The following is a 24,887-nucleotide window of genomic DNA, read 5'->3' on the forward strand; positions in this document are numbered from 1 at the left end:
GCATTGTGAGCAAAACATAAAAAGGGAAGTTTTATGAAGAAATTATTTTTAGCGTCCACGCTGAGCGCCCTGAGTTTTGGTGCAATGTCAGCAACGCTTCCGACTGACTTAAACTGGCAAACAAACTGGGATGAGCCTCAATATGGTTCGCCAGAAGCGAAACGTGGAGGGACTTATCGCACCTTTATGTCCAGTTTCCCGCAGACGTTACGTAGTGTTGGCCCAGACGCTAATGCAGGGCTACGTTCTTTTATCTTAGATGAAACACCAGGCTTGGTGGTCCGCCACCCAGATACTTTAGAGTTTATCCCTGAGCTTGCTAACGAGTGGGCGTTAGCAGGTGACAACAAAACGGTCTATTTCAAACTCAACCCTGAAGCCAAATGGTCGGACGGCAAACCTGTGACTGCCGACGATTTCGTGTTCATGCTGAAGTTTTATCGTTCCAAGGACATCTTGGAGCCTTGGTACAACGATTACTACAACAAAACGATTGCGGATGTTATCAAGTACGACACTCACACGTTTGCTGTTAAGGCGGCGAAAGAGTTTAATCCGGAAGAGTTGCTGTTACGAATGGGGGCCCTGCGCCCACGTCCCGCACATTTTTATGCTAACCCTTCAAAAGATGAAAATGGTGACGGTATACATGACAACTTTGTCCGCTACTACAATTTTAAAAGTGAACCAACGACCAGTGCATACTACCTAGATGACATTAAAAAAGGTAAAAGTGTTACCTTCAAACATGTCGGTGAAGACTGGTGGGGTTACAGCAATAAGTATTATCAACATCGTTATAATGTCGACAAAATCCGCATCACAGTGATTCGCGACAGTGATATCGCGATGAAGCACTTTGAGAAAGGGAAGCTGGACGCATTTGGTCTTGTTTTACCAAGCTTATGGCATGATAAATCGAATACGGAACCTTACCAAAAGGGATACATTCAAAAGTTCTGGGGTTACAACCAATTCCCAGTTGGGGCTGGTGGTGTATGGATGAACACCGCGATGCCTTTGCTGGATGATTTAAACATTCGCAAGGGCATTACTTACGCGATTGACTTTGATGGCATGATAGAGAATGTCATGCGTGGCGACTACTCCCGTAAACCGAACCCGACCGGTTATGGTCATGGTAAATACACCCTACCAGATGCTAAGGCACCGAAGTTCGATCCCGCAAAAGCGGCCGAGGCATTCGAAGCCGCAGGCTTTAACAAAATTGGTTCTGATGGTATTCGTGTTAATGATAAAGGTGAGCGCTTAAGCTTCGAGCTGACCTACGGAACACCTGTTCATACTCCTCGTATTGCATTTTTGCGTGAGCAAGCCAAGCTAGCAGGGCTGGATATTGAGCTCAAGTTAGTTGATGGCTCATCCATGTTCAAATACGTACGTGAGAAAAAGCACGATTTGGCTTTCTTAGATATGGGTACGTCTGAGATCCCAACGTATTGGGAGTACTTCCATTCAGTCAATGCGAACAAGCCGCAAACTAACTCTTTCACAAACTACAGCACGCCTGAACTGGATGAAAAGATCATCGAGTATCGTTTTGGCATGGATATGGATAAAAAGATCCAGCTAGGTCATGAGATTCAGCGTGACATCATTGATGCTCACGTTATCGTCCCAGGCTACATGGTTCCTTATGTCCGCTATGGTCACTGGCGCTGGTTAAAGTTTCCAGATAAGCCAATGAATCGCATGACAGAGGCGCTGTTCAGTGGTGCAATCATAGGCGATGGCACTTACTGGATTGATAGTGATATCAAAAAAGAAACGAAACAAGCGATGAAGTCAGGCAAAGCTTTTGAACCTGTTGTTGTCGTAGATGACACTTATAAGCTGTAAGGATTGGTTATGGAAAACGATGTAATCCTAAGTGTTAAAGATCTCGAAGTTGAATTTACCACCGATGATGGGCCAGTGAAGGTTCTGCATGGTGTGAACTTTGATGTGAGAGCCGGACGTACACTCGGTCTGGTAGGAGAGTCAGGTAGTGGTAAGAGCGTAACCTCAATGTCGATCATGGGGCTATTACCTAAGCCATATGGCAACATTATCAAAGGTGAAGTGAATTATCGCGGCACCAACCTAGTTGATTTGCCTGCGGAAGAGATGTACGCCATGCGTGGCGATCGCATTTCGATCATCTTCCAAGACCCGATGACGGCGCTCAACCCAGTGCACACCATTGGTCGTCAAATATGTGAAGTGCTTGAGCTCCATCGACCTGAGCTCGACAAAAAGGAGCGGGAGGCGTACTCGATTGAAATGCTGGCAAAAGTAAAAATTCCAATGCCAGAGAAGCGATTGAATGAGTATCCCCATAACCTATCTGGTGGTATGCGCCAGCGTGTCATGATCGCGATGGCATTGGCCTGTAAGCCGGATATTCTGATTTGTGATGAACCGACTACAGCGTTGGATGTTACGGTTCAGGCGTCTATCCTTGAACTGATGAACGAGCTTCAGGAAGAAACGGGCATGGCGATGATCTTCATCACTCACGATCTCGGGGTTGTGGCAGAAGTGTGTGATGATGTTGCCGTGATGTATGGCGGACGTATTGTCGAAAAAGCAGAAATTTTTGAGTTGTTTGATAACCCGCAGCACCCATACACAGAGCGTTTAATGGGATTGATGCCGAGCTTAGATAATGAGCCGAAGCAGATGATCGATATCAAGCCTATTGATGCCAGTATGTTTGCCAGTTAACTGGGCAAAGTGAACCAGTCATAAAAGAGGATGTTATGGCAAAAGAAGTATTAAGAATTGAAAATCTTAAGCAGCACTTTGTTTCTGGTAAAGGGCTGTTCAAGAAAGGCTACACCATCAAAGCGGTAGACGGGGTTTCACTGTCTGTTTCTGAAGGTGAAACACTGGGGCTAGTTGGTGAGTCAGGTTGTGGTAAAAGCACCCTTGGTCGCACGATCTTAAAGTTATACGAGCCAACAGAAGGTAAGATTTTCTTTGAAGGTAAAGACATCACTAAATTGTCTGTGAAAGAGATGCGATCGCTGCGTAAAGACATGCAAATCGTCTTTCAAGACCCAATGGAGTCACTCAATCAGCGTCATACCATCGGTATGATTCTGGAAGAACCGTTTGTTATTCATAAAATTGGCACGCCAACAGAGCGTAAACAATGGGTAAAAGAGCTTTTAATCAAAGTGGGATTACCAGAAACGGCAGTAAACCGTTATCCACATGAATTTTCAGGCGGGCAACGGCAGCGTATCGGTATCGCTCGCGCGATTGCATTGAAGCCTAAACTGCTGATTTGTGATGAATCGGTATCTGCGTTAGATGTGTCGGTACAGGCGCAAATCTTGAACCTATTGCTACAACTGCAACAAGAAATGAACTTGGCGATCATATTTATCTCTCACGATCTCTCGGTGGTGAAACATGTTTCTGACAAAGTTGCCGTGATGTATTTTGGTAAAGTGGTAGAAGCAGGCAGTGCTAAAGAAATTTATGCAAACCCGCAAAACGAATACACCAAAAAACTCCTATCTGCGATTCCGATCACTCACCCTAAATATCGGAAGAAAAAGCGCGTAGCTGAAAAAAAGCAGCAAGTGGCGTAAGTGATGCCACAGGTCCTATAACACAAAAGCGCTCCGCCAAATAAGCGGAGCGTTTTTATAAGCAAATGCCAGGACTTGGAGTCGATTTGCACTGATGTTTATTCTGATTGATTGAAGATCGTTGCATGCTAAACTCAAGGCCTATTTTCTTTGTTTGGATAATGGACCATGCCGTCGAATTTACCGAAATCCTTTAGTCGACCTTTCCTGAAAATCTTCCATATTTTGGAGGCGGTGTTATTAGTCTCTATTACCTTGGCGACGTTGTACGCCATGATGCAAGAGTTTGTGCACGTATTTGTAGAGAAGCGTGTCTTACTCACGGATATTCTGTTGATGTTTATCTATCTGGAAGTGCTCGCTATGGTGCAGCAGTTCGTGATGAACGGTAAAATTCCGGTACGCTATCCTATCTACATCGCGATGATGGCCATCGCCCGCTACATCACACTCGGAATGAAAGAGCTGGATGCAGTTTTGGTTGTGTGGTTATCTCTGGCTGCGTTTATTTTGGCTGCGGCTACTTTGCTGATCAGAATTGGGCACCATTATTGGCCCTACGTTGATAACAGTACCTTGGAAAAAGACGAATAAAAGAAAACCCCGTATTAGCGGGGCTTTTTTGTTTCAATACTCGATGACTTTTAGATCATTCAATGTTTTGGATCTGCTCACGCATCTGTTCAATTAGAACTTTCAGTTCAACGCCCGATGCGGTGATGTCGGTGCTGATGGATTTCGACGCTAGCGTGTTCGATTCACGGTTGAACTCTTGCATCATGAAGTCCAGACGACGACCGACTGCGCCACCTTTTTTCAGAATGTTTGTGGTTTCTTTTACGTGAGAATCAAGACGGTCTAGCTCTTCTGCTACGTCTGATTTCTGTGCCAGAAGGATTAGCTCTTGCTCAACGCGAGATGGGTCTAGCTCTACTTTCGCATCTTCAAATTTAGAGAACAGACGCTCACGTTGCCACTCTAGTATTTCTGGCATGCGTGCGCGCACCTTCACAACTTCTGATGTGATCGCTTCTAGGCGTTGCTCAATCAGCGCCTTCATGTTCTCGCCTTCACGAGCGCGCGCTTCAATAAATTCATCCATTGCGCCATCAAATGCTTCTAGTAGCACTTTATTTACCGCATCCATGTCTTGCTCTGGCGTTTCCATTACCCCCGGCCATTGCATGACTTGAAATGGATTGATTCGGCTCAGTTCACCAGTCATGTGCATGACTTGTTCAGCGGCTTTAATTACCTGGCTAGCAAGCGCTTCATTGATGCTAAGCTCACCTTTTGCGGCAGGGTTTGCTTCAAAACGCAGATTACATTCTACTTTGCCTCGCGCTAAGCGCTTACGAAAGCGCTCACGTAAAACGGGCTCTAACCCGCGAAATTGCTCTGGCATGCGGAAGTATGTTTCTAAATAACGCTGGTTCACGCTGCGGATTTCCCATACCGCAGAGCCCCAATCGCCTTTTACTTCTTTGCGTGCATACGCTGTCATACTGTAAATCATCGAATTTTCCTGTCTTCATTTTTTGAAAATTACTTCAAGAGTGTATCATGCTGCGTCGATAGGTGCGCGGGATGTATGGATTGTTTATGTTGTGCCAGCGGCGTAACCTATGAATCCGGAATCGATTCCGTTATAATCTTCGCCCAACCAAATCGTCTTCTCCTCATATTTAAGGTAGATGCCCATGCGTCCAAACGATCGCAAGGCGGATCAAGTTCGCCCTATCAAAATTACTCGTAACTACACAGCTTACGCTGAAGGGTCAGTGCTAGTTGAGTTCGGTAACACCAAAGTGTTGTGTAATGCGACCGTCGAAGAATCTGTGCCACGTTGGCTAAAAGGTCAAGGTAAAGGCTGGGTTACAGCTGAATACGGCATGCTACCTCGAGCAACACATTCGCGTACTCGTCGTGAAGCGGCAAGTGGCAAACAAGGCGGCCGTACGATGGAAATTCAGCGTCTTATCGCGCGAAGCCTACGCGCTGTTGTCGACCTAAAAGCCATGGGTGAGTTCATGATCACCGTTGACTGTGACGTTATCCAAGCAGACGGCGGCACTCGCACTGCATCTATCAGCGGCGCAAGTGTTGCAATGGCCGATGCATTCCAACACCTAGTGGATAGCGGCAAGCTAAAAGCGAATCCAATGAAAGGCCACGTAGCGGCAGTTTCTGTCGGCTTACTAGGCGACGAAGTATTGTGTGATCTTGAATACGTTGAAGATTCAGCGGCAGACACAGACATGAACGTGGTAATGACCGAAGAAGGCAAGATGATTGAAATTCAGGGCACCGCAGAAGGTGAACCGTTCAGTCACGAACAGCTGATGGCATTGCTCGAGTCGGCGAAAGTCGGCATTACAGAAATTGTCGCAGCGCAGAAGGCGGCGTTAGCCAATTGATTTAGATAGCTCCCATTATGGGGGCTATTTTTTTATCTCGACAATAGAGAAATGAATGATTGTCGAGAAGAGACACGAGAAACCAAGGACATAGAGAGAAAATAATGAAAGCATACCAGCGTGAATTTATTGAGTTTGCACTTGAGAAAGAAGTTCTTAAGTTTGGTGAGTTTACTTTGAAATCTGGCCGTAAAAGCCCGTACTTCTTTAACGCTGGTCTTTTCAATACAGGCCGTGACCTAGCGCGTCTTGGTCGTTTTTACGCAGCCGCGCTCGCTGATTCAGGCATTGAGTTTGATGTGCTGTTTGGCCCTGCGTACAAAGGGATTCCAATCGCGACGACAACAGCAGTCGCGCTGGCGGATCATCATGACGTCGACACGCCTTACTGCTTCAACCGTAAAGAAGCGAAAGATCACGGCGAAGGCGGTAACCTTGTAGGCTCTGCGCTTGAAGGCCGTATCATGCTAGTAGATGACGTAATCACAGCAGGTACTGCGATTCGTGAATCGATGGAAATCATTCAAGCAAATGGCGCAGACCTTGCTGGTGTGTTGGTTGCGATTGACCGCCAAGAAAAAGGCAAAGGTGAGTTGTCTGCGATCCAAGAAGTGGAGCGTGATTTTGGTTGTGCAATCATCTCGATCGTTAGCCTGACTGACCTTGTGACTTTCCTTGAAGAGAAAGGCACAGACAAAGAGCATCTAGAAGCAGTCAAAGCGTACCGCGCAGAATACGGCATTTAATTCGTTACTTTTTCTGAAAAAGTAAAAAGGGCAGATGGATATTCATCTGCCCTTTTTTGTTTTTGGATTTATCGCCTTGACCACTTACTTATAGCGAATGCCTTTCTCGACATGCTCATCTTGCATGGTTTTATAGCGTTTATGGAGCCACATCCATTGCTCTGGAGCGCGTAGAATGACTTCTTCCACATACTTGTTCATATAAGCGGCAGCGGCGACTTCGTCTTTTTGTGGATAATCGGCTTCAATGCACTTATCGGCGATGATGTCGTATTTTCCTTCGTCATTGCGAAACCCTGAGCCTGGGATGATCGCACATTTTGAGGTATACGCCAGAATGCTCGTGCCTGTTGTTGTACACGCATCGTCTACGGCAAAGAAGGGCACAAATACTGATTTTTTGCGACCGTAATCGTGATCCGGTAAATAGAACAGACGCTCACCACTGCGTAATACACGAATCATCTTTTTTACATCTTTACGATCAATCAGTTTATTGCCGTTATGTGTCCGTCCCCAATACTGGATAAAGTTATAAGCAGGATTATTATGCGGACGAAACGCGCCGTACCCGGCCACGCCTAACACGGCGAAAGCACGCGCAGTGATCTCTAGATTAAGAGCGTGGACACAACAAAGTAGGACGCCTTTACCTTCTTTGGCTTTTTCACGCAGTGCGCCGAGATCTTTCTCGACGATCAGGTTTTTAAAGCGCCAAGTCGGCCAGAACCAAGTGATTCCGGTTTCTATCAGTGCCATACCGGTATTTTTGAAGTTCTCTTCAACAATATGTTGAATCTCTTCAGGTGTTTTGTCTGGAAAGGCCAATTCTAAGTTACGCTGAGCAACGTGGACACGCTTTTTACCGTAGCGCATGCCAAGTTTACCGAGTGAACGACCTAATGAAAGCAGCAGCCGATAAGGAAGAATATTGACGAGGATGGCCAACAGACCAAAACCAAGCCATACGCCCCAGTTACGAGGGTGAAGAAGTGAAAGAGAAAACTCGGGCTGCGTGTATTTGTCTTTACTCATAGTCTTTTACTTTATTTGTGCACTCAAAAGCGCCCAGTACTCGTCAAAGTTTGCAGTCGGCTGGTATTTAAAGTCGCTACGCACAAAGCGGTTTAGGCTCCCCTCAACTTGTCCCAGAATTTGCGCGGCTAGGATGCGCTCTTCGACAGGGAAAGACTTCCCTTCACGAATCTTACGTTCACGCAGGATTTGGCGCAATTGTGTTTCTATACGCTCAAAGAGTTGATTGATGCGTTCACGTAGACGTTCATTTTCAAACATTAGAGCATGACCCGACAAAATGCGTGTCAGACCTGGGTTACGTTCAGAGAACGCCAAAATAAGGTGCATCACCATACGAATACGCTCTAATGTATCTTTTTCGTCGTCTAGAATACGGTTGATACGTGTCATCAAGGCTTCTTCAATGAACTCAATCAACCCTTCGAACATGCGCGCTTTACTTGGGAAATGACGATACAGCGCGGCTTCTGAAACGCCGACTTGCTTGGCCAGTTTTGCCGTAGTAATGCGTGAAGCGCCATCTGTTGATTCAAGCATTTCTGCCAATGCTTGTAAGATCTCTTCACGACGGTTGGATTTTTTACTGCCGGCCATTAGTTACTTCCTTTCAAAATACAAAGTTGAGCGGAGGGGATTATAAGACGCTATTTCGCCTCAAACTAGACCACTAAGGGTGGAATGGGAGATTTAACACCCTTAGTTGTCATTTTTGTACCAAATTTATGCCAGCTTTTGTAAAAAATTGGCAGGGTTTTCAAACGTTAGTTACATCAATTGATGCATTTTTTCGAGAATTTTAAAGCTCAATGCTTCTTTTGATTCTAAAGCGAGCGCAAGTTCACCTTCAGGCCAGTAAAGGGTAATTGCGTTGTCGTTGCTGTTAAATCCTTGCCCTGCAACCGAAACGTCGTTTGCACAGATCATATCGAGGTTTTTCTTTGTTAACTTGCCTCGAGCATAGGTCTCTACATCATTGGTTTCAGCCGCAAAACCGACGGTAAACGGACGCTTCTCCGTCATTGCTGCCACAGATGCAACAATATCAGGATTTTTAACCATATTAATGACCATTTCGTCGTTGTCTTCTGTCTTTTTCAACTTTTGAGACGCGATCGTTTGTGGGCGGTAGTCGGCAACGGCAGCGCAGCTAATAAAGGCATCATGCTGGTTTGCATGTGTCATAACGGCTTCGTGCATCTCTTGTGCACTGGAAACATTTATGCGCTCAACACCTACGGGCGTATTTAAACTGACAGGACCGCTCACGAGGGTGACTTTTGCTCCCATCTGCGCTGCGGCGCTCGCCAATGCATAGCCCATTTTCCCGGAGCTATGGTTTGTAATGTAACGCACTGGATCAATCGCTTCGCGAGTTGGTCCGGCGGTAATGAGTATCGACTTACCTTCTAGCAATTTTGGTTGAAAGAACTGTTCACATAGATGTACTAGCTGCATTGGTTCCAGCATTCGACCTGGTCCTACATCACCACAGGCTTGCTCTCCTGCCGCAGGGCCCCAGATGTGCATACCACGACGCGCTAACGTAGCGATGTTCTCTTGGGTTGCGATATTGCGATACATCTGTTGATTCATCGCAGGAGAAACAGCAACAGGGGAATCCGTCGCGAGCACGAGCGTAGTAAGTAAATCGTTCCCCATGCCTGCGGACATGCGCGCGATTAAGTCCGCGGTCGCGGGCGCTAATAGCACTAAATCTGCCCATTTGGCCAATTCAATATGGCCCATAGAGGCTTCCGCTGCTGGGTCTAGTAAACTGTCCGAGACAGGACGGCCCGAAACGGCTTGCATGGTTAAAGGGGTAATGAACTCTTTTGCGGCTTTCGTCATTACAACTTGAACTTGCGCTCCTCTCTCTATGAGGCGACGGGTTAGCTCCGCACATTTATACGCGGCAATACCGCCACTGATGCCGAGTAGAATTTTCTTTCCTGCTAGTGTTTGCATGTGAGATCTCCAATTTGATGACCGGATTTTAACACAATTCAAAGTCTGACCGCCCGAGCATATATAACGAGAAGATAATTCACATCAAACTCCAGAGTATTAATCTGACCGAGGAAGGGAAAATTCTCGCCTACCTCACAGACAAGTTGCGCGGAGTTTGCAAGTCTGAAAAGAAAAAGAGGTAGTGGAAACCATGGTGTTGAAAAGTCGAAACAAATTGCTGCTGATAACCCTAATTCCGCTGTTGTTGATCACCACGTTGATCTCAGTGGTGTATTACATCAACAGCAGTAAAAGTTTGGAAGCAGAGCTGGCAAGAGACAGGCAAGAGCTCATCGAAACGAAAAAGAAAGAGTTACAAGCCTATATGATGATGGGCGTGACGGCGATAAAACCGTTATACGACACGGATGTAAATGGAAGTAATAAAGAGGCAGCAAAAGAAATTCTGAAAGCCATGCGCTTTGAAAGCGATGGTTACTTTTTTGCCTACGACTCTCAAGGTGTGAATACGTTGCACGCCATCAAACCTGCATTAGAGGGTAAAAACCTTTACGACTTAAAAGATGAAAATGGGGTCGCAGTTATTGCGGGCTTGATTGACGCTTCTCAAAAAGGGGATGGGTTCCTCTATTTCTCGTGGCACAAACCGACCATTGACGCACAAGCGCCTAAGTTGGGCTATGCAGAATATCTATCGAAATGGGACTGGGTTTTAGGTACTGGCGTTTATATTGATGACATCGACCAGCAAGTTGCGATGCACAGAGAGTTAAAGACTCAAGAGCTAAAAGAGCATACATTATCTGCCGTGTTGATTTCCGCTATTGGATTGATCATTACCAGTGTTCTCACCAGTATCGTGGTGTCTAAAGGCATTCAGCCATTACAACATGTCGCGGCTTCATTAAAAGATGTTGCCGCAGGCGGCGGTGACTTAACGGCTCGTTTAAAAGTCGAAAGTCAGGATGAAGTCGGTGAAGTGGCAGCGGCGTTTAATGAGTTTATGGATAAGCTGCACCCACTGATGCAGGATATCCACCGCTCTGCGACGACAGTACAAACCGTTTCCCAAAGCCTGAACACTCAGACCAGCCAAGCGAGCGGCCAAATGCAGGACCACTGTTTAGAGACGGACAAAGTCGTGACTGCGGTGACACAAATGAGCATGACTGCCAAAGAAGTAGCCAGCAATACTAATGCGACCGCGCAGGCAATTGACGATGCCAACAGTCAAGTCACCGCCGCTCAGCATGAGGTCGAGCAAGCAATAGAAGGCATTACCGAACTCGTGACGGAGATAGACAGCACGTCAGATGCAATTTCTGAGTTGAGTTTACAGACCGAAAAAATAACCAAAGTGCTGGATGTGATTGGCGAGATAGCCGAGCAAACGAATTTGTTGGCCCTAAATGCGGCGATTGAAGCGGCTAGAGCCGGTGAGCAAGGTCGAGGGTTTGCCGTCGTTGCGGATGAAGTGCGCTCGTTAGCCAGTCGTACGCAAAATAGTACTCATGAAATTGGCGACATGCTCAAGCAGCTACAAAATGGTGTATCAAGAGCGGTCAGTACGATGTCGGTGAGCCAAAAACGAGGTGTCAAAACGGCGGAAGAATCTGCGCTCATTCAGCAATCTCTTTCTGGTGTTCATCATTCTATCGGAACAATTCGAGATATGGGTATTCAAACCGCGTCTGCCGCAGAAGAACAAAGCGCGGTTGCAGAAGACATCAACCAAAACTTAGTGGCTATTCAACAGATCGTGAACAACATTAATGAGACGTTGCAGCATGCCGAGTCAATCAGCACGCAGCTATCACAGTCTGGAACAGAAATTCACGGCTTGGTTGGCAACTTTAAACTCTGATGAACTGTTAAGTTGCATGGAAAACACTGATAGTACGAAGAAAGCGAAAGTCATACTCGACTTTCGCTTTTTGTTTTGTGGAATAGGGACACTTTCCATATAAAGAGACATCAGATGATACTGAAAGCTTTGCCAAATGAGTCCATGCCCAGAGAGAAGCTACTGCAACGAGGGCCGCAAGCTTTGACCGATGCTGAGCTACTGGCCATCTTCTTGCGCACAGGCACCCGCGGAATGAACGTGATTGAGCTTGCAGACTTCCTTATTCAAGACTTTGGTTCGCTCAGACAACTATTTTCAGCATCAGAAGAAGAGTTTTGTCGTCACAAAGGATTAGGGCAAGCCAAGTATGTTCAATTGCAAGCTGTACTAGAAATGACACAACGTTACTTGGCGGAGACGCTAAAGCGTGGTGATGCCTTAACCAGCCCCGACCAAACTAAGTTATATCTGTCTTCTATTTTGAGGGATCGGCAAAGAGAGGCTTTTTATATTCTTTTTCTCGATAACCAGCACCGAGTGATAAAAGATGAAATTTTATTTGAAGGAACGTTGGATGCAGCGTCGGTGTATCCGAGAGAAGTTGTTAAGCGTGCTCTGCATCATAACGCGGCGGCTTTGATTTTGGCGCACAATCATCCTTCAGGGGTTGCTGAGCCGAGCCAAGCTGACAGAAGGATTACAAGGCGTCTCATTGACGCATTAGCATTGGTGGATATTCGTATTTTGGACCATTTCGTCATCGGAGATGGGGAAAGTGTCTCTTTTGCTGAAAGAGGCTGGATATAACTGTGCGTTTTTTAGGTTGTTAGTTGCTAAAAATCTGCTATCATCCACGCCACTAAATTTTTAACTGAATTCAGCTTGGACTGCTAAAAAAATCTGCTGTCTAAAAAAAGATCACGAAAACCTGTAAAAAGGATCTGTTCGGGTCTTGAGCAATGCATATCAAGTTAGTATAATGCGCGACCTTTGATAGCCTTGTATGGATTTTCCATAGCGGTTCTTAACCTCTAACTTCTTTTCGAGAGATAGAGAGGTTCGGCCACCAAGGTTGATATCGAGCTGAAACGATTTTGGAGAAGACATTCATGTCACGAGTATGCCAAGTAACTGGTAAGCGTCCAGTAACGGGTAACAACCGTTCACACGCACGAAATGCTACTAAGCGTCGTTTTCTGCCGAACCTACAAACTCATCGTTTCTGGGTAGAGAGCGAAAAACGTTTTGTTAAACTACGTCTATCTGCTAAAGGTATGCGCATCATCGACAAGAAAGGTATTGATACTGTTCTTGCAGACATGCGTGCACGTGGCGAAAACGTTTAAGAGGAAATAAGCAATGGCAAAGAAAGGCGTTCGTGAGAAAATCCGTCTAGTATCTTCTGCAGGTACAGGCCACTTCTACACAACTGATAAGAACAAGCGTAACATGCCAGGCAAATTTGAGATCAAAAAGTTTGATCCAGTAGTTCGCCAGCACGTTATGTACAAAGAAGCAAAAATCAAATAATTGGTTTCAGTCTCTTTGAGGAATTGAAAAACCCAACTTTCGAGTTGGGTTTTTTATTACGTGAATAAAAGTGCTGAAGAAAAGGTTCAGTACGTCATCGGGTTATAAGGCACTGCTGAAGTTATTCTACTGGTCCGACTCTATACTCGAATTTTTGATTGATCGCCTCTGCCGCTTAGTCACCACTCCCTACACACTTGCACACCGTTGTTCTAGTCAAGCTCAATACTCTTTGGTAATTTACTCATAACGATAAGAGAGTAGAGATGGTTATGCGTGTGAGTCCGGCTCGTCGCCGCCGATGGAACAATATTCTTATTCTGGGCATTATCGCATTTATAGTGATCTTAAATGCGCCGATGTGGATCAAAACTTACCTATTAACAGATCAAGCAGACCCTTACCCAAATGTACTTCGCTCCGACTATACGGTGGAGTCTTTGTACTATAGTGGCTGGGAGTTCGAGCTGCATGATGGACGGTGGCAATCCAACATCAAAGTTGATGCACCGATCAGTGAACTTGTATCACGCTGGCAATCATTGGAAGGGACCGAGCTCACCTCAGAACAGTACGATCATTTAAAACCTAACCTGGCGGTACCTGAAACGGTAGAAGTTTGGTATCAGGATCTCGAAGAGCCGCAGCGGGTGACTTTCTTTCGTTTACCTGATTTTTGGCTATTTAAAACCTGGCAAGACAAATGGGTCGCTATCTCCGTCGATGAAAACTACCTTATGCCAGAGTAGAGCCTTTTTTCGCCTATACCCCTAATAAGCTTCCCTATTTATCGTTTTTCTTTTCGATTATGCTAGCAGCGAGAACTATTAGCCGGTGAATTGGAGAATCTAATGCCTGAGTTGCCAGAAGTTGAAGTCAGCCGTATGGGGATTAGCCCCCACATGGTTGGACAAACGATCCAGTCGTTTACTTTTCGAACGCCTAAATTGCGCTGGGATATTCCTACAGAGCTTAAAAAATTGGAAGGGCAGGTGATCCGTGCGATTAGCCGTCGTGCGAAATACTTACTGATCGAGACAAACACAGGTACAGCCATTGTTCACTTGGGCATGTCTGGGTCTTTACGTGTCCTAGATGCTGACTTTCCGCCAGCAAAGCACGATCATGTGGATCTCAAACTAAGCAGTGGAAAAATACTGCGTTATAACGATCCGCGTCGTTTTGGGGCATGGCTGTGGTGTGCTCCTGGCGAGTCACATGCTGTGCTAGCAAACATGGGGCCTGAGCCTTTAACTGAAGAGTTCAATGCGGAATATGTAGCGGAGAAAGCTAAAAATAAGCGTGTCGCCGTCAAGCAGTTCATCATGGACAACAAAGTCGTGGTTGGTGTTGGGAACATCTACGCGAATGAGTCGTTGTTTAAGTCTCGAATTCACCCTTCAAGGCCCGCAGGTAAGTTGACTTCTCAAGAGTGGGGGTTACTTGTTGAAAATATCAAAATGACACTTGAGATTGCCATTACGCAAGGTGGGACTACGCTGAAAGACTTTGCGCAAGCCGATGGAAAGCCGGGTTACTTTGCACAAGAGTTATTGGTTTACGGAAAAGCCGGAGAGCCATGCCCAGAGTGCGGCGAACGACTTCAAGAGCTAAAGATTGGCCAACGTAATACCTTCTTTTGTAGTGAGTGTCAGAAGTAAGTCGAGCTATTATTGAGCTTAAGTTGTTGTAATCTTGCGTTCGAGCCTCAATAATTCAATCAGTTTCGAATAACTTAGTAAATTATATGAAAGTCATTTATCCGGGCACTTTTGATCCAGTGACTAATGGTCACCTCAATCTAATAGAACGTACTCACGAAATGTTTGATGAGGTTGTGATTGGCGTAGCCGCAAGCCCATCGAAGAACACTATGTTTTCATTGGAAGAGCGCGTTGCACTGATGCAGGACGTTGTAGCGCATTTACCTGGTGTGACGGTAAAGGGGTTCTCCGGGTTATTAGTGGATTTCGCGAGAAATGAGAAAGCTAAGGTTCTTATTCGTGGTTTACGAACAACGGTAGACTTTGAATACGAGTTTGGACTGACCAACATGTACCGAAAGCTATTACCAGGAATCGAGAGCGTATTTTTAACTCCTGAAGAAGAGTTTGCGTTTTTATCGTCGACTATCGTGAGAGAAGTAGCGATTCATGGCGGAAGTATCGAACAATTCGTTCCCAAGCCAGTAGCCATCGCGATTGGGGAAAAACTGAATGAAAGACAGTAAGTTCCCTTATTATTTCTCAAACGCTCTCTCGATACTTATCCCTCGCTTTGTATATCGAGCACAAGCCAAGCGTTTACTTTCGAATCTGACCGAAGCAGAGCAGCAACGCTGTCTTGAGCGGGTGAACTATTACAATAAGTGTGAAACGCCGTTTTCAGTTGATAGCCGAGAACAAAGTTACTCGACCATCGATACATTCAAAAAAACGAAAGGCTGGACGTATTTTTTCGATCTTCGCCAAGTTGTACGCTATTTCCCTTCCAGTTTTGCGTTTAACTACATCAACGGCGATGTTACACACATCCCCAATGTACCGAGCTTTATAAAAAGCCGCCCTATTTTTGGTAACAACCAAAATTCAGTGGTGTTGAAACTTAATCAAGTTCGTCATTTTAAATTTATTGATGATCCTGTTCGCTATCAAGATAAAAAGGACATGGTAGCGTGGCGCGGCGTGGGTTTTCAGCCGCATCGTAAAAAGGTGATTCATGCGTTTTACAACCATCCGCAATGCAATATTGGCCAGACCCGCCCGGTAGAAGGGAAACCATGGGAAAAGGGCTTTATGAGTATTGAAGAGCAACTGCAGTATAAGTTTTTGCTCTGTATAGAAGGCAATGATGTGGCCACCAACCTTAAGTGGGCTATGTCGTCTAACTCCTTGGTTATTATGTCAAAGCCAAAATATGAGACTTGGTTTATGGAAGGTAAGTTAGAGGCAGGCGTCCACTATGTTAAAGTGAAGGATGACTATTCGGATTTGCCCGAAAAGATGGATTATTACCTAGCGAATGAGCAAGAAGCATTAGCGATCATTGAAAATGCGCACCAGTGGGTTGAGCAGTTCAAAGATAAACGTAAAGAGCGTTTGATCTCATTGATGGTTGCCGATAAGTACTTCGCTTTATCTCAGCAACAATAAAAAAGGGGCGAAACGCCCCTTTTTTATAATCTTAAGCTTCTAGAAATTGATCAACACCATTCTCACAGCGTTTAAGCTTGTTTTTAATGGTGTTTTCTAAAATCTCGTCATTTTGTCCGAGTGACGCACGAGAGTTTTCTACGTGGTACAAGTGGTAGCCTACACCTGCGAATTTTAGGTAAAGACGTGACTTACCCGCATTCAACATACGATGAACAAACTCGCTGTCTTCGCGTCCCCATCCAACAAAATCTTGGTTGAAGCCATTCACCTCGATGACATCTTGTCGCCAAAACGCCATGTTGCAACCGCGAGTGGCTTTATCGTTATTGCGCTCGTAAGAGAACCATTTCGATAGCAAAGCGTTGGTGATGCAGTTTTTACGATTGCGAATGCCTTTGCTGAAGATAGAAGGCACTAAGCCGTTTTCCATGATGGCCTTGCTGCAGCTTTCATCCGTTAACACACGTCCACCCTGCACAAACCAATTTGGTTTTGCGACTTGCTTATGTGATTCAATAAACGTTTGGGACAGCACCATGTCGCCATCAATCATGATGAGGTAGTCACCTGATGCTTTGGCGATCGCACGGTTGCGGCTCATTGAAAGTTGAAAGCCATTATCTTCGTGCCAGCTATGAATAAGTGGTACTGGAAAGCCGTCACGCAGTTGGTCGATCATTGCTTTGGTATCGTCTCGAGAACCGTCATCTGCAACAATGACTTCGTCAGGCAAAACGGTTTGACGTTTCACGCTTTCTAACACCGCTTTTAATGCTTCTTTCCAGTTGTAAGTGGTGATAATTAAAGTCGTTTTCATGATTTTCTTGCCTGTTCACGTAAGTAGAGATCGATGTATTTTACAAAAGTAGAGTGCATGCTTAGCCAAGCTAGAATGAAGCCATGTTTGCCATCAAGGAAACCTCGTTTGAGCACATACATCTTCAAAAAGCTCGCAAGAGCGTGAACGATAGCGGTCGTTAACCCCGCTTTCTTTTTACCTTCCCGTTCATCTGTCCAGGCCTTGAGGTAACCAGTGGTTTTATTGATGTAATGATGAAGGTGCTCGTAAGTGTAGTGATGCAGTCGACCATCCAGCTTTTCAGTTTGATAGTTTTTCTCATCAACTTTTTCATGAACGAGCGAATCATTATATTGTGTATATTCGGTGCGATATAAGCGCACAATCCAGTCTGGAGACCAACCAGAATGGTAGATGAACTTACCAAACGCTGAGCTTAGTCGATTAAGTTTGTATAAAACGTTCGGCTTATTGGCTGATACCGCGTGTAAGATACTTTCTTTTAGCTCTGGAGTGACTTGTTCGTCTGCATCAAGCCACAAAACGTAGTCTGCCGTAACGTATTGCTGCGCCAGTTGGCGCTGTTTACCGAATCCTGGCCAATCTAGGTTGGTGTAAAACTTATCTGTGTATTGTCGGGCGATTTCTTCAGTGCGATCAGTGCTGCCCGAGTCTAGAAGGACAATCTCATCGACCCAATCTTTTACTGTGTCTAGACAAGCTTGTAAGTGCTTCTCTTCATTTTTTACAATTAAGGCAACGGCTAAGGTTGGTTTGGACAAGGTCATTTCCTTCTTAACAAATCAAGACAGTAAGTTTACTGGTATTGAGGATACAAATCTTCTAAGACTTGATCGAACATGCTCATTACTTGAGTGCTGGTAATGCGGTTCATTGCCGTTTCATCTTTAGCGCGAGTTCGCCAGCTTAACTCGTGACTGTTTTTACCTGTTTCCGCAAAGATCGTTTCTTCATACACCGAGACAACGTATTTTAGATAACGGTAAGGTCCCACTCGCAGCGGATTATGGTGTGCATAGAGCCCGATGATTGGCGTTTTCATGGCATTCGCCATGTGTGCTGGTCCGGTATCGGGGGCGATGACCATTTCAACCTTATCTATTAACGCAAGCATTTGCAGAATTGAACTTTGTCCAACTAAATTTAGACACGGTTCTTCCAAGCGAGATTGAATGGCTTCTGCCAGATCCAATTCTACCTGAGCCGGGCTGCCTGCCAGAATCACGTTCCAGCCTTTTGCTCTGGCGTGATGAATCACATCCACATAACCTTCCGCGTTCCAGTTTTTATAAGCTTTGCTCGCACCAGGCACAATCAGCAGGTTAGGTTTACTACGAGAAATATGAGACTCTGCCCAAGCTTGGTCGTGGTCTGAATAAGAAAGTACCCAGTCTAGTCCTGCCTTTGGTACCCCAATTTGATGGGCAAAGGCCATTAAGCCATCTGCGACATGCAGAGATTGCGGGGAAGGCACTTTGACATTGGTAAATAGTGTTTGAAAGTCCTGGCTTCTATCAGAAGAGAAACCAAGTTTGTATTTTGCTTTAATGCCCAACGTTGCGACACTCGCTCGAATCGCGTACTGCATATGCAATAGCGCATCAAACTCTCTGCCTTTCAGCTGTCGCCAAAGTGATTTGTAGCCATCAAGTCCCGCTTTTTTATCAAAAACAATCACTTCTACACCATCGATGGCGGCTAATAACTGGGCTTCAAGTTTACCCGTTATCCAAGTAATCTGGGTCGAAGGCCAGTGTTTCTGAATAGCTTGAATGCTGGCGATAGTATTGCAAACGTCTCCGATAGCGGACAAACGCAAGACGCATAGTGACGATGGGGCAGAAGTGAACATAATTATTGTCTGATTCGATGAATAGAGGCAGGTAAATTATGCAGACATCCCCAATAAATGTAAAATACACGGCTCGAATATAGCTAAGTACTGATAAGTGTTCTGCAATGTCAAAGACAACACCACATCAATCGCAAGAATCTGGCAAGCCGGGTAACACCGGGCTAAAGCGTATCGTTAAAGCGACGGGTTATTCGATCCAAGGATTAAAAGCGGCTTTTAAGCATGAAGCTGCCATTCGACAAGAGTTGGCTCTGTTGAGTATCGCCGTGATTTTGGCTTGGCTCGTGGATGTCGGCATGGTTGAGCGTATCTTAATGATCGGGGTCGTGGTGTTAGTCTTGATTGTAGAGCTTGTAAACTCAGCGATTGAGGCGGTAGTGGATCGTATCGGTATTGAACGGCATGAACTCAGTGGTCGAGCTAAAGATATAGGCTCTGCTGCCGTTATGGTTGCTTTGGCGTTTGCTGCATTTACTTGGTTGTATATATTAGCCAGCCGGTATTTAGGCTAGAGGGTGAGCGTATGACTCAACAGTATAAAAACAACAACCAAGTGATCTGGTTTGATGACGAGATCATTACAGACCCTAGCCAACCGATATTTGATGCGGAATACTGGCAGTCCTCCGACAAGGTGGTTGGCAGTGCGACGGGGCGAGGCACGACATGGTTTATCCAACTAGAGAACATGCAAGCGGCACTACGTCATTACCGTCGTGGCGGTTTGTTTGGGAAGTTAGTTAACGATCATTATTGGTTCTCTGGCTGGGATAACACCCGTTGTGCGCAAGAGTTTCAGCTTTTGTTGGCGCTAATTGAGGCTGGGGTACACGTTCCTCGTCCTATTGCAGCAAGAGCCGTAAAGTCAGGACTCTTCTATCAAGCTGATTTATTAAGTGAGCGAATCCCAAACGCCAGAGATCTGGTTAGTATCTTGCAAGAACAGTCTTTATCGGTAGAAATGTATCAGAAAATAGGGCAAGAAATTGCCAAGATGCATCAGGTTGGCGTTAACCATACCGATTTGAATATCCACAATATCTTGATCGACGACAAAGATAAGGTATGGATTATCGATTTTGATAAGTGCCGTTTTGAAACTTCTGGTGACTGGAAGCATCAAAATCTAAATAGACTTCTGCGTTCATTTAATAAGGAGCGTTTAAAGCGACAGATTATTTGGCAAGAATCCGATTTTGAACATTTTCAGGACGGTTATGCTTCTCAATCTTAATTGAGTTTTTTATCATTTTATGTTGATTGCTCTAAGTAAGCCTTCTTGAGTCTAACGATGCTCGAGTGAGTCTATAAACTACAATAATCATAAAGTATTCATGTGTATCTGATGGCACAAAAATTAACGTAGGTAACATTTGTAATGAAAATATTAGTAACCGGTGGAGCAGGCTTCATTGGGTCAGCTGTTGTCCGACATATCATTCGTGACACCCAAGATACCGTCATCAATTTAGATAAACTGACCTACGCAGGGAATCTAGAATCACTGGTTGATGTCTCAGAGAGTGAACGTTACTACTTTGAGCAAGTAGATATCTGTGACCGAGCTGAACTAGATCGCGTGTTTTCAGAGCATCAACCCGATATGGTGATGCATTTAGCGGCTGAGTCTCATGTCGATCGCTCTATTGATGGTCCTGCTGCTTTTATTGAGACCAACGTGATGGGCACTTACCATCTGCTCGAAGCGGCCCGTCAATATTGGTCGGGCTTAGATGAAGCGCGCCAATCGGCATTCCGTTTTCATCATATTTCTACGGATGAAGTGTATGGCGATCTAGAGGGAACGGATGATTTGTTCACCGAAACCACCTCATACGCGCCGAGCAGCCCATATTCTGCATCTAAAGCTTCGAGCGATCACCTGGTTCGCGCTTGGCAACGGACTTATGGCTTACCAACACTTATCACGAATTGCTCCAACAACTATGGCCCGTACCACTTCCCAGAGAAGTTGATCCCTCTGATGATTCTAAATGCCCTCGATGGCAAGCCGTTGCCTGTGTATGGTGATGGTATGCAGATCCGAGATTGGCTGTTTGTGGAAGACCATGCTCGCGCGCTTTACAAAGTGGTCAACGAAGGTGAAGTCGGTGAAACCTACAACATTGGTGGTCACAATGAAAAAGCGAATATTGAAGTCGTGAAAACCATTTGCTCGCTACTTGAAGAGCTGCGACCAAACAAACCTGCAGGTGTTGAGTCTTATGAATCTTTGATCACGTATGTGAAAGATCGCCCTGGTCATGATGTGCGCTACGCAATTGATGCCACCAAGATTGCTCAAGAGCTTGGCTGGACGCCAGAAGAAACGTTTGAAAGCGGTATTCGCAAAACCGTCGAATGGTACCTAAACAACCCACAATGGTGGCAACGTGTGCTTGATGGTTCATACAGTTTAGAGCGATTAGGAGCGGGCGAATAATGAAAGGCATTATTTTAGCAGGTGGCTCGGGCACTCGCCTTTACCCTATTACACGCGGTGTCTCTAAGCAGTTACTGCCGGTTTATGACAAACCAATGATTTACTACCCGTTGTCAGTACTTATGCTTGCGGGCATTCGTGAAATCTTGATCATCACCACGCCAGAAGACCAGGAGGGTTTTCAGCGCCTATTAGGTGATGGCTCAGAGTTTGGCATTGAGTTGCAATACGCGATTCAGCCAAGCCCAGATGGCTTAGCTCAAGCCTTCATCATTGGTGAAGAATTCATTGGCGATGACTCAGTATGTTTGGTGCTGGGTGACAACATCTTTTATGGGCAAGGGTTCACTCCAAAGTTAAAGAAAGCGGTTGAGACGGCAGAGAGTGGCAATGGGGCTACGGTGTTTGGCTACCAAGTGAAAGACCCTGAGCGCTTTGGTGTGGTTGAGTTTGACGCCGACAGAAAAGCTATCTCTATTGAAGAAAAACCAGCTAAGCCAAAGAGCCACTATGCTGTGACGGGGCTGTACTTCTTTGACAACCAAGTCGTGAGTAGAGCTAAGCAAGTCGAACCATCAGAGCGAGGTGAGCTGGAAATTACCACATTAAATCAAATGTACCTAACAGCAAACGAGCTCAATGTTGAAATGTTAGGGCGTGGTTTTGCCTGGTTAGACACAGGTACTTACGAAAGCTTGCTCGAAGCTGCTCAATTTGTTTCGACGATAGAGAAACGACAAGGTTATAAGATTGCATGTTTGGAAGAAATTGCCTTTAACAATGGTTGGATTAGCAAACAGAAGTTAATGGCGGCAGCTGATGCCCTTAAGAAGAACAATTATGGTATCTACCTATCAAGCATTGTGAGCGAAGATGACAATTAAACTTAACAGTCCATTAGCCCCAGACTTAACTAAGCTTTCTAACTATTTATCTCAAGTAAATGAGAGTGGTTGGTATACTAACTTTGGGCCATTGCATGAAAAGCTTACTAGACGACTTGAAACGTTTTTGGGTGTTAAAAACTTATTGTTAGTTTCTAATGGTACGCTGGCACTTCAGGTGGCATGTAAAGTTTTAGGAATTGAATCCGCGATCTCTACACCATTTAGCTTTGTTGCAACTTCATCAGCGTTGATGTGGCAAGGTATTGATGTGAGCTATTGCGATATCGATTCAAAATCTTATAACTTATCTCCAGATGCTTTGAAAGCAGCTCTTGAAGCAAATTCTCAAGTAGATGGTGTTGTTGCAACACATGTATATGGAAATCCTTGTGAAGTTGAGAGTTTCAAAGAAATTGCAGAGCAATATAAGGTCAAAGTTCTATACGACGCTGCTCATGCATTTGGAGTTAAGGTTGGTCAGGAGTCTCTCTTAAACTTTGGCGATGCTAGTACATTGAGTTTTCATGCCACTAAGATATTCCATACAGTCGAAGGTGGTGCAATTGTATTCAAGCGGCATGAAGATTATTTACGTGCGAAAGAGTTCATTAACTTTGGTCTTCAAGCGAATGGACAATTAGGCGAGCCAGGTATTAATGCAAAGTTGAATGAGTACCAATGCGCAGTAGGATTAACACTACTTGATCAGATTGAAGAGGTAATTGAGCATCGATCCAACCTGTTTAGTTTGTACCGGACGCTTTTAGAACCTTATGTTGAATTACCTCTTTGGCTACCCGAAGCGTCGTATAACGGTGCTTACATGCCAATTTTCGTTAGAGATAAAGACAAGCAGGAAAGACTACTTGATGCTTTGTCTGAGCATGATATTGAACATCGACGATATTTTACACCATCTTTAGATGTTGCTTACCCTGATAATCTGAGCTTTGGATGCCCTATAAGTCAGAAGATATCAAAAGGAATTATTTGTCTACCGCTACATGCCAGTATGTCTTCAAATGATGTTGAAGCAGTATGTAAAGTTATAGAATTGATATTAAATTAACCATGTGAGAGTTCTTATAGTATGAAAATTGCTATTATGCAGCCTTATTTTTTACCATATATTGGCTACTGGCAGCTCTTGGCTTCTGTAGATAAATTTGTTGTTTATGATGATATTCAGTACACCAAGAAAGGGTGGATAAATCGTAACCGTTACTTAAGTGCTTCAGGGAAAGTAGAGACTTTTACCATTCCTATTAAGAAAGACTCTGATTACCTTGATGTTAGAGAGCGTTTTATATCTCCAACATTCTTGAAAGAAAGAACTAAACTATTAAATAAGATTAGAGAGTCTTATCGAAAGTCACCAAATTTTGATGAAGGATATCAGATTTTTAGTGATATTTTGTTGGATGAAGAAGATAATCTATTTCTTTTCATTCTAAACTCTATAGAAAAAATAAAATCTTATTTAGATATTGATACTGAAATTATAATTTCATCGAGTCTGAATAATAAAAATCTTAAAGGACAAGATAGAGTTATAGATACTTGTGTTAAATTAGCTGGTGGCACTTATATCAATCCTCCTGGAGGGCGGGATTTATACAGTGAATCGAACTTTCGATCTCAAGGCTTAACTCTAGAATTCCTAAATGTATCATTAAAACCATATACGCATACTCAGACAAGTGATTTTGAGCCAGGACTTTCAATACTTGATATGATTTTTAATGTACCTAAGACCCAGTTGATGGATTATTTAATATGAAAAGATTTGCAATTCACTCTGTGCCAAGATCCGGTTCATCTTGGTTAGGTGAGATTATTAATAGCTCTCCTGATGTTAACTATCTATATCAGCCGCTTTTTTCCTACGAGTTTAAATCATTTCTAGATGAAAATTCTAAAAAAGATGATATCGATGCGTTTTTTAATAACATTGCACAAACCAACTCTTCTTTTATTCGTCAAGATGCTGAACGAAAGGAAGGTCGTAAGCCTATATTCGAAAAGAACAATCATTTGGGTACTATCGTATATAAGGAAGTTAGATACCATCATATCATAGAGAATATGATCAAAAAGTGCCCTGATGTAAAGGTTTTAGGCTTGGTTAGAGACCCGAGAGCTGTAATTAGCAGTTGGTATAATGCAAAGCGAGAATTTAGATCCGATTTAGGCTGGCTTTTGGAAGAAGAGTTGATCTATGCAGGTAAGAAAAACTTAGAGAAAAAAGAAGAATATTTTGGTCTGTCTAAGTGGGTGGAGACTACAAAGTTATTTGAAAAACTTTCTCAGCTGTATCCAGATAACTTTAAACTTGTGCACTATAGTGCGCTGCTAGAAGACCCTCTAGAACAAGTTGAAGATATATTCGCTTTTCTAGGGCTAGAGCTTACCTCACAAACTAAGTCATTTCTTATATCAAAAAAGAAGGTTGATACTACCTACTCTGTATTCAAAAACAAGGATAAAGACATAAGCTGGCAAAATAGCCTTGATGCAGATATTGTAAGTCGTATAGAGGATTTTGTTAAAGAGAGTAAGTTGGAACACTACTTGTAGGTC

The 24,887-nt window shown here is 44.3% G+C and carries 28 protein-coding genes; 21 read left to right on the top strand and 7 right to left on the bottom strand.

What is annotated here, in order from left to right:
* The first annotated feature begins 33 nt into the window (after positions 1-33).
* From R8N28_RS07570 to R8N28_RS07585, 4 genes are all read left to right on the top strand, one after another.
* Entirely contained in the window at positions 34-1,860 is a 1,827-nt protein-coding gene (locus tag R8N28_RS07570; protein WP_017634997.1) for an extracellular solute-binding protein, read from the top strand.
* Between the two features lie 9 nt (positions 1,861-1,869).
* Positions 1,870-2,727 carry an ABC transporter ATP-binding protein gene (locus R8N28_RS07575; RefSeq protein ID WP_005379371.1) on the top strand — a complete coding sequence of 286 codons (858 nt, stop codon included), beginning with the start codon at positions 1,870-1,872 and terminating at the stop codon, positions 2,725-2,727.
* 35 nt (positions 2,728-2,762) lie between these two features.
* Complete coding sequence (locus tag R8N28_RS07580) at positions 2,763-3,602, top strand: ABC transporter ATP-binding protein (protein WP_005379372.1); 840 nt, start codon at positions 2,763-2,765, stop codon at positions 3,600-3,602.
* Between the two features lie 168 nt (positions 3,603-3,770).
* Positions 3,771-4,196 (top strand): phosphate-starvation-inducible protein PsiE, encoded by a 426-nt coding sequence (locus tag R8N28_RS07585; RefSeq protein WP_025768316.1) that lies wholly within the window; start codon positions 3,771-3,773, stop codon positions 4,194-4,196.
* A gap of 55 nt (positions 4,197-4,251) precedes the next feature.
* Here the strand turns inward: R8N28_RS07585 and R8N28_RS07590 are convergent, their stop codons facing one another.
* Entirely contained in the window at positions 4,252-5,118 is an 867-nt protein-coding gene (locus tag R8N28_RS07590; RefSeq protein ID WP_005384776.1) for a YicC/YloC family endoribonuclease, read from the bottom strand.
* Positions 5,119-5,302: 184 nt separating this feature from the next.
* Here R8N28_RS07590 and rph point away from each other — a divergent pair, with 184 nt between their 5' ends.
* Both rph and pyrE read left to right on the top strand, forming a co-directional pair.
* Positions 5,303-6,019 carry a ribonuclease PH gene (gene rph / locus R8N28_RS07595; RefSeq protein WP_031780917.1) on the top strand — a complete coding sequence of 239 codons (717 nt, stop codon included), beginning with the start codon at positions 5,303-5,305 and terminating at the stop codon, positions 6,017-6,019.
* Positions 6,020-6,123: 104 nt separating this feature from the next.
* Positions 6,124-6,765, top strand: a complete 642-nt coding sequence (gene pyrE, locus R8N28_RS07600; protein WP_026000307.1) for an orotate phosphoribosyltransferase — start codon at positions 6,124-6,126, stop codon at positions 6,763-6,765.
* 84 nt (positions 6,766-6,849) lie between these two features.
* Here the strand turns inward: pyrE and R8N28_RS07605 are convergent, their stop codons facing one another.
* The 3 genes from R8N28_RS07605 to coaBC form a co-directional block, all read right to left on the bottom strand.
* Complete coding sequence (locus tag R8N28_RS07605) at positions 6,850-7,800, bottom strand: Kdo(2)-lipid IV(A) acyltransferase (RefSeq protein WP_033905948.1); 951 nt, start codon at positions 7,798-7,800, stop codon at positions 6,850-6,852.
* 6 nt (positions 7,801-7,806) lie between these two features.
* A complete protein-coding gene (gene slmA / locus R8N28_RS07610) occupies positions 7,807-8,397 on the bottom strand; it encodes a nucleoid occlusion factor SlmA (RefSeq protein WP_005379386.1) in 591 nt (196 codons plus the stop codon).
* Between the two features lie 171 nt (positions 8,398-8,568).
* Entirely contained in the window at positions 8,569-9,768 is a 1,200-nt protein-coding gene (coaBC, locus tag R8N28_RS07615; RefSeq protein WP_017820705.1) for a bifunctional phosphopantothenoylcysteine decarboxylase/phosphopantothenate--cysteine ligase CoaBC, read from the bottom strand.
* A 193-nt stretch (positions 9,769-9,961) separates the two neighbouring features.
* Between coaBC and R8N28_RS07620 the strand changes: the two genes are divergently transcribed.
* The 8 genes from R8N28_RS07620 to R8N28_RS07655 all read left to right on the top strand — a co-directional run bounded on the left by R8N28_RS07620 (position 9,962) and on the right by R8N28_RS07655 (position 16,299).
* On the top strand, positions 9,962-11,635 hold the full coding sequence (locus tag R8N28_RS07620) for a methyl-accepting chemotaxis protein (RefSeq protein ID WP_033905951.1): 1,674 nt from the start codon (positions 9,962-9,964) through the stop codon (positions 11,633-11,635).
* Between the two features lie 114 nt (positions 11,636-11,749).
* Positions 11,750-12,424 carry a RadC family protein gene (radC, locus tag R8N28_RS07625; RefSeq protein WP_017820707.1) on the top strand — a complete coding sequence of 225 codons (675 nt, stop codon included), beginning with the start codon at positions 11,750-11,752 and terminating at the stop codon, positions 12,422-12,424.
* Between the two features lie 302 nt (positions 12,425-12,726).
* Positions 12,727-12,963 carry a 50S ribosomal protein L28 gene (gene rpmB, locus R8N28_RS07630; RefSeq protein ID WP_005384783.1) on the top strand — a complete coding sequence of 79 codons (237 nt, stop codon included), beginning with the start codon at positions 12,727-12,729 and terminating at the stop codon, positions 12,961-12,963.
* Positions 12,964-12,976: 13 nt separating this feature from the next.
* The gene (rpmG, locus tag R8N28_RS07635) at positions 12,977-13,147 is read left to right on the top strand and encodes a 50S ribosomal protein L33 (protein WP_004410866.1); all 171 of its coding nucleotides are present in this window, start codon (positions 12,977-12,979) and stop codon (positions 13,145-13,147) included.
* A 272-nt stretch (positions 13,148-13,419) separates the two neighbouring features.
* Complete coding sequence (locus tag R8N28_RS07640) at positions 13,420-13,896, top strand: hypothetical protein (protein ID WP_025998646.1); 477 nt, start codon at positions 13,420-13,422, stop codon at positions 13,894-13,896.
* A gap of 102 nt (positions 13,897-13,998) precedes the next feature.
* Positions 13,999-14,808, top strand: coding sequence for a bifunctional DNA-formamidopyrimidine glycosylase/DNA-(apurinic or apyrimidinic site) lyase (mutM, locus tag R8N28_RS07645; RefSeq protein ID WP_053349744.1), 810 nt, complete (start codon positions 13,999-14,001; stop codon positions 14,806-14,808).
* An 86-nt stretch (positions 14,809-14,894) separates the two neighbouring features.
* Positions 14,895-15,377 carry a pantetheine-phosphate adenylyltransferase gene (coaD, locus tag R8N28_RS07650; protein WP_017820709.1) on the top strand — a complete coding sequence of 161 codons (483 nt, stop codon included), beginning with the start codon at positions 14,895-14,897 and terminating at the stop codon, positions 15,375-15,377.
* Positions 15,364-16,299 (top strand): glycosyl transferase family 90, encoded by a 936-nt coding sequence (locus R8N28_RS07655; protein WP_262657588.1) that lies wholly within the window; start codon positions 15,364-15,366, stop codon positions 16,297-16,299. The genes coaD and R8N28_RS07655 overlap by 14 nt, the downstream gene beginning before the upstream one ends.
* 31 nt (positions 16,300-16,330) lie before the next feature.
* Here the strand turns inward: R8N28_RS07655 and R8N28_RS07660 are convergent, their stop codons facing one another.
* From R8N28_RS07660 to R8N28_RS07670, 3 genes are read right to left on the bottom strand one after another with little or no spacing between them, the layout of a single operon-like run.
* Positions 16,331-17,119, bottom strand: coding sequence for a glycosyltransferase family 2 protein (locus tag R8N28_RS07660; protein WP_017634986.1), 789 nt, complete (start codon positions 17,117-17,119; stop codon positions 16,331-16,333).
* Positions 17,116-17,883, bottom strand: a complete 768-nt coding sequence (locus R8N28_RS07665; protein WP_047103887.1) for a glycosyltransferase family 2 protein — start codon at positions 17,881-17,883, stop codon at positions 17,116-17,118. The genes R8N28_RS07660 and R8N28_RS07665 overlap by 4 nt, the downstream gene beginning before the upstream one ends.
* A 35-nt stretch (positions 17,884-17,918) precedes the next feature.
* The gene (locus R8N28_RS07670; RefSeq protein ID WP_017820712.1) at positions 17,919-18,974 is read right to left on the bottom strand and encodes a glycosyltransferase family 9 protein; all 1,056 of its coding nucleotides are present in this window, start codon (positions 18,972-18,974) and stop codon (positions 17,919-17,921) included.
* Positions 18,975-19,081: 107 nt separating this feature from the next.
* Between R8N28_RS07670 and R8N28_RS07675 the strand changes: the two genes are divergently transcribed.
* The 7 genes from R8N28_RS07675 (at position 19,082) to R8N28_RS07705 (ending at position 24,884) form a co-directional block, all read left to right on the top strand.
* The gene (locus tag R8N28_RS07675) at positions 19,082-19,489 is read left to right on the top strand and encodes a diacylglycerol kinase (protein WP_005395798.1); all 408 of its coding nucleotides are present in this window, start codon (positions 19,082-19,084) and stop codon (positions 19,487-19,489) included.
* A gap of 11 nt (positions 19,490-19,500) precedes the next feature.
* Positions 19,501-20,211: a 3-deoxy-D-manno-octulosonic acid kinase gene (locus R8N28_RS07680; RefSeq protein ID WP_005379425.1), complete on the top strand. Its 711-nt coding sequence runs from the start codon at positions 19,501-19,503 to the stop codon at positions 20,209-20,211.
* Positions 20,212-20,355: 144 nt separating this feature from the next.
* A complete protein-coding gene (rfbB, locus tag R8N28_RS07685; protein ID WP_237306200.1) occupies positions 20,356-21,420 on the top strand; it encodes a dTDP-glucose 4,6-dehydratase in 1,065 nt (354 codons plus the stop codon).
* Positions 21,420-22,304: a glucose-1-phosphate thymidylyltransferase RfbA gene (gene rfbA / locus R8N28_RS07690; protein ID WP_054576842.1), complete on the top strand. Its 885-nt coding sequence runs from the start codon at positions 21,420-21,422 to the stop codon at positions 22,302-22,304. Before rfbB ends, rfbA begins: the two co-directional genes overlap by 1 nt.
* Entirely contained in the window at positions 22,294-23,376 is a 1,083-nt protein-coding gene (locus R8N28_RS07695) for a DegT/DnrJ/EryC1/StrS family aminotransferase (RefSeq protein WP_054576843.1), read from the top strand. Before rfbA ends, R8N28_RS07695 begins: the two co-directional genes overlap by 11 nt.
* Before the next feature lie 21 nt (positions 23,377-23,397).
* On the top strand, positions 23,398-24,087 hold the full coding sequence (locus R8N28_RS07700) for a WbqC family protein (protein WP_318183341.1): 690 nt from the start codon (positions 23,398-23,400) through the stop codon (positions 24,085-24,087).
* Positions 24,084-24,884: a sulfotransferase family protein gene (locus tag R8N28_RS07705; protein ID WP_054576845.1), complete on the top strand. Its 801-nt coding sequence runs from the start codon at positions 24,084-24,086 to the stop codon at positions 24,882-24,884. The genes R8N28_RS07700 and R8N28_RS07705 overlap by 4 nt, the downstream gene beginning before the upstream one ends.
* Positions 24,885-24,887: the final 3 nt, after the last annotated feature.

The organism is Vibrio sp. Vb1554 (assembly GCF_033344235.1).

Bases quoted from the DNA above. Each gene is read 5' to 3' on its own strand.
- mutM (WP_053349744.1), top strand. From the start codon at position 13,999: ATGCCTGAGTTGCCAGAAGTTGAAGTCAGCCGTATGGGGATTAGCCCC.
- rpmB (WP_005384783.1), top strand. From the start codon at position 12,727: ATGTCACGAGTATGCCAAGTAACTGGTAAGCGTCCAGTAACGGGTAAC.
- R8N28_RS07675 (WP_005395798.1), top strand. From the start codon at position 19,082: ATGTCAAAGACAACACCACATCAATCGCAAGAATCTGGCAAGCCGGGT.
- R8N28_RS07670 (WP_017820712.1), bottom strand. From the start codon at position 18,974: ATGTTCACTTCTGCCCCATCGTCACTATGCGTCTTGCGTTTGTCCGCT.
- R8N28_RS07700 (WP_318183341.1), top strand. From the start codon at position 23,398: ATGAAAATTGCTATTATGCAGCCTTATTTTTTACCATATATTGGCTAC.
- R8N28_RS07585 (WP_025768316.1), top strand. From the start codon at position 3,771: ATGCCGTCGAATTTACCGAAATCCTTTAGTCGACCTTTCCTGAAAATC.
- R8N28_RS07590 (WP_005384776.1), bottom strand. From the start codon at position 5,118: ATGATTTACAGTATGACAGCGTATGCACGCAAAGAAGTAAAAGGCGAT.
- R8N28_RS07605 (WP_033905948.1), bottom strand. From the start codon at position 7,800: ATGAGTAAAGACAAATACACGCAGCCCGAGTTTTCTCTTTCACTTCTT.
- R8N28_RS07695 (WP_054576843.1), top strand. From the start codon at position 22,294: ATGACAATTAAACTTAACAGTCCATTAGCCCCAGACTTAACTAAGCTT.
- pyrE (WP_026000307.1), top strand. From the start codon at position 6,124: ATGAAAGCATACCAGCGTGAATTTATTGAGTTTGCACTTGAGAAAGAA.
- R8N28_RS07570 (WP_017634997.1), top strand. From the start codon at position 34: ATGAAGAAATTATTTTTAGCGTCCACGCTGAGCGCCCTGAGTTTTGGT.
- slmA (WP_005379386.1), bottom strand. From the start codon at position 8,397: ATGGCCGGCAGTAAAAAATCCAACCGTCGTGAAGAGATCTTACAAGCA.
- R8N28_RS07655 (WP_262657588.1), top strand. From the start codon at position 15,364: ATGAAAGACAGTAAGTTCCCTTATTATTTCTCAAACGCTCTCTCGATA.
- rph (WP_031780917.1), top strand. From the start codon at position 5,303: ATGCGTCCAAACGATCGCAAGGCGGATCAAGTTCGCCCTATCAAAATT.
- R8N28_RS07575 (WP_005379371.1), top strand. From the start codon at position 1,870: ATGGAAAACGATGTAATCCTAAGTGTTAAAGATCTCGAAGTTGAATTT.
- R8N28_RS07705 (WP_054576845.1), top strand. From the start codon at position 24,084: ATGAAAAGATTTGCAATTCACTCTGTGCCAAGATCCGGTTCATCTTGG.
- R8N28_RS07660 (WP_017634986.1), bottom strand. From the start codon at position 17,119: ATGAAAACGACTTTAATTATCACCACTTACAACTGGAAAGAAGCATTA.
- R8N28_RS07640 (WP_025998646.1), top strand. From the start codon at position 13,420: ATGCGTGTGAGTCCGGCTCGTCGCCGCCGATGGAACAATATTCTTATT.
- R8N28_RS07680 (WP_005379425.1), top strand. From the start codon at position 19,501: ATGACTCAACAGTATAAAAACAACAACCAAGTGATCTGGTTTGATGAC.
- R8N28_RS07620 (WP_033905951.1), top strand. From the start codon at position 9,962: ATGGTGTTGAAAAGTCGAAACAAATTGCTGCTGATAACCCTAATTCCG.
- radC (WP_017820707.1), top strand. From the start codon at position 11,750: ATGATACTGAAAGCTTTGCCAAATGAGTCCATGCCCAGAGAGAAGCTA.
- coaD (WP_017820709.1), top strand. From the start codon at position 14,895: ATGAAAGTCATTTATCCGGGCACTTTTGATCCAGTGACTAATGGTCAC.
- rpmG (WP_004410866.1), top strand. From the start codon at position 12,977: ATGGCAAAGAAAGGCGTTCGTGAGAAAATCCGTCTAGTATCTTCTGCA.
- rfbB (WP_237306200.1), top strand. From the start codon at position 20,356: ATGAAAATATTAGTAACCGGTGGAGCAGGCTTCATTGGGTCAGCTGTT.
- coaBC (WP_017820705.1), bottom strand. From the start codon at position 9,768: ATGCAAACACTAGCAGGAAAGAAAATTCTACTCGGCATCAGTGGCGGT.
- rfbA (WP_054576842.1), top strand. From the start codon at position 21,420: ATGAAAGGCATTATTTTAGCAGGTGGCTCGGGCACTCGCCTTTACCCT.
- R8N28_RS07580 (WP_005379372.1), top strand. From the start codon at position 2,763: ATGGCAAAAGAAGTATTAAGAATTGAAAATCTTAAGCAGCACTTTGTT.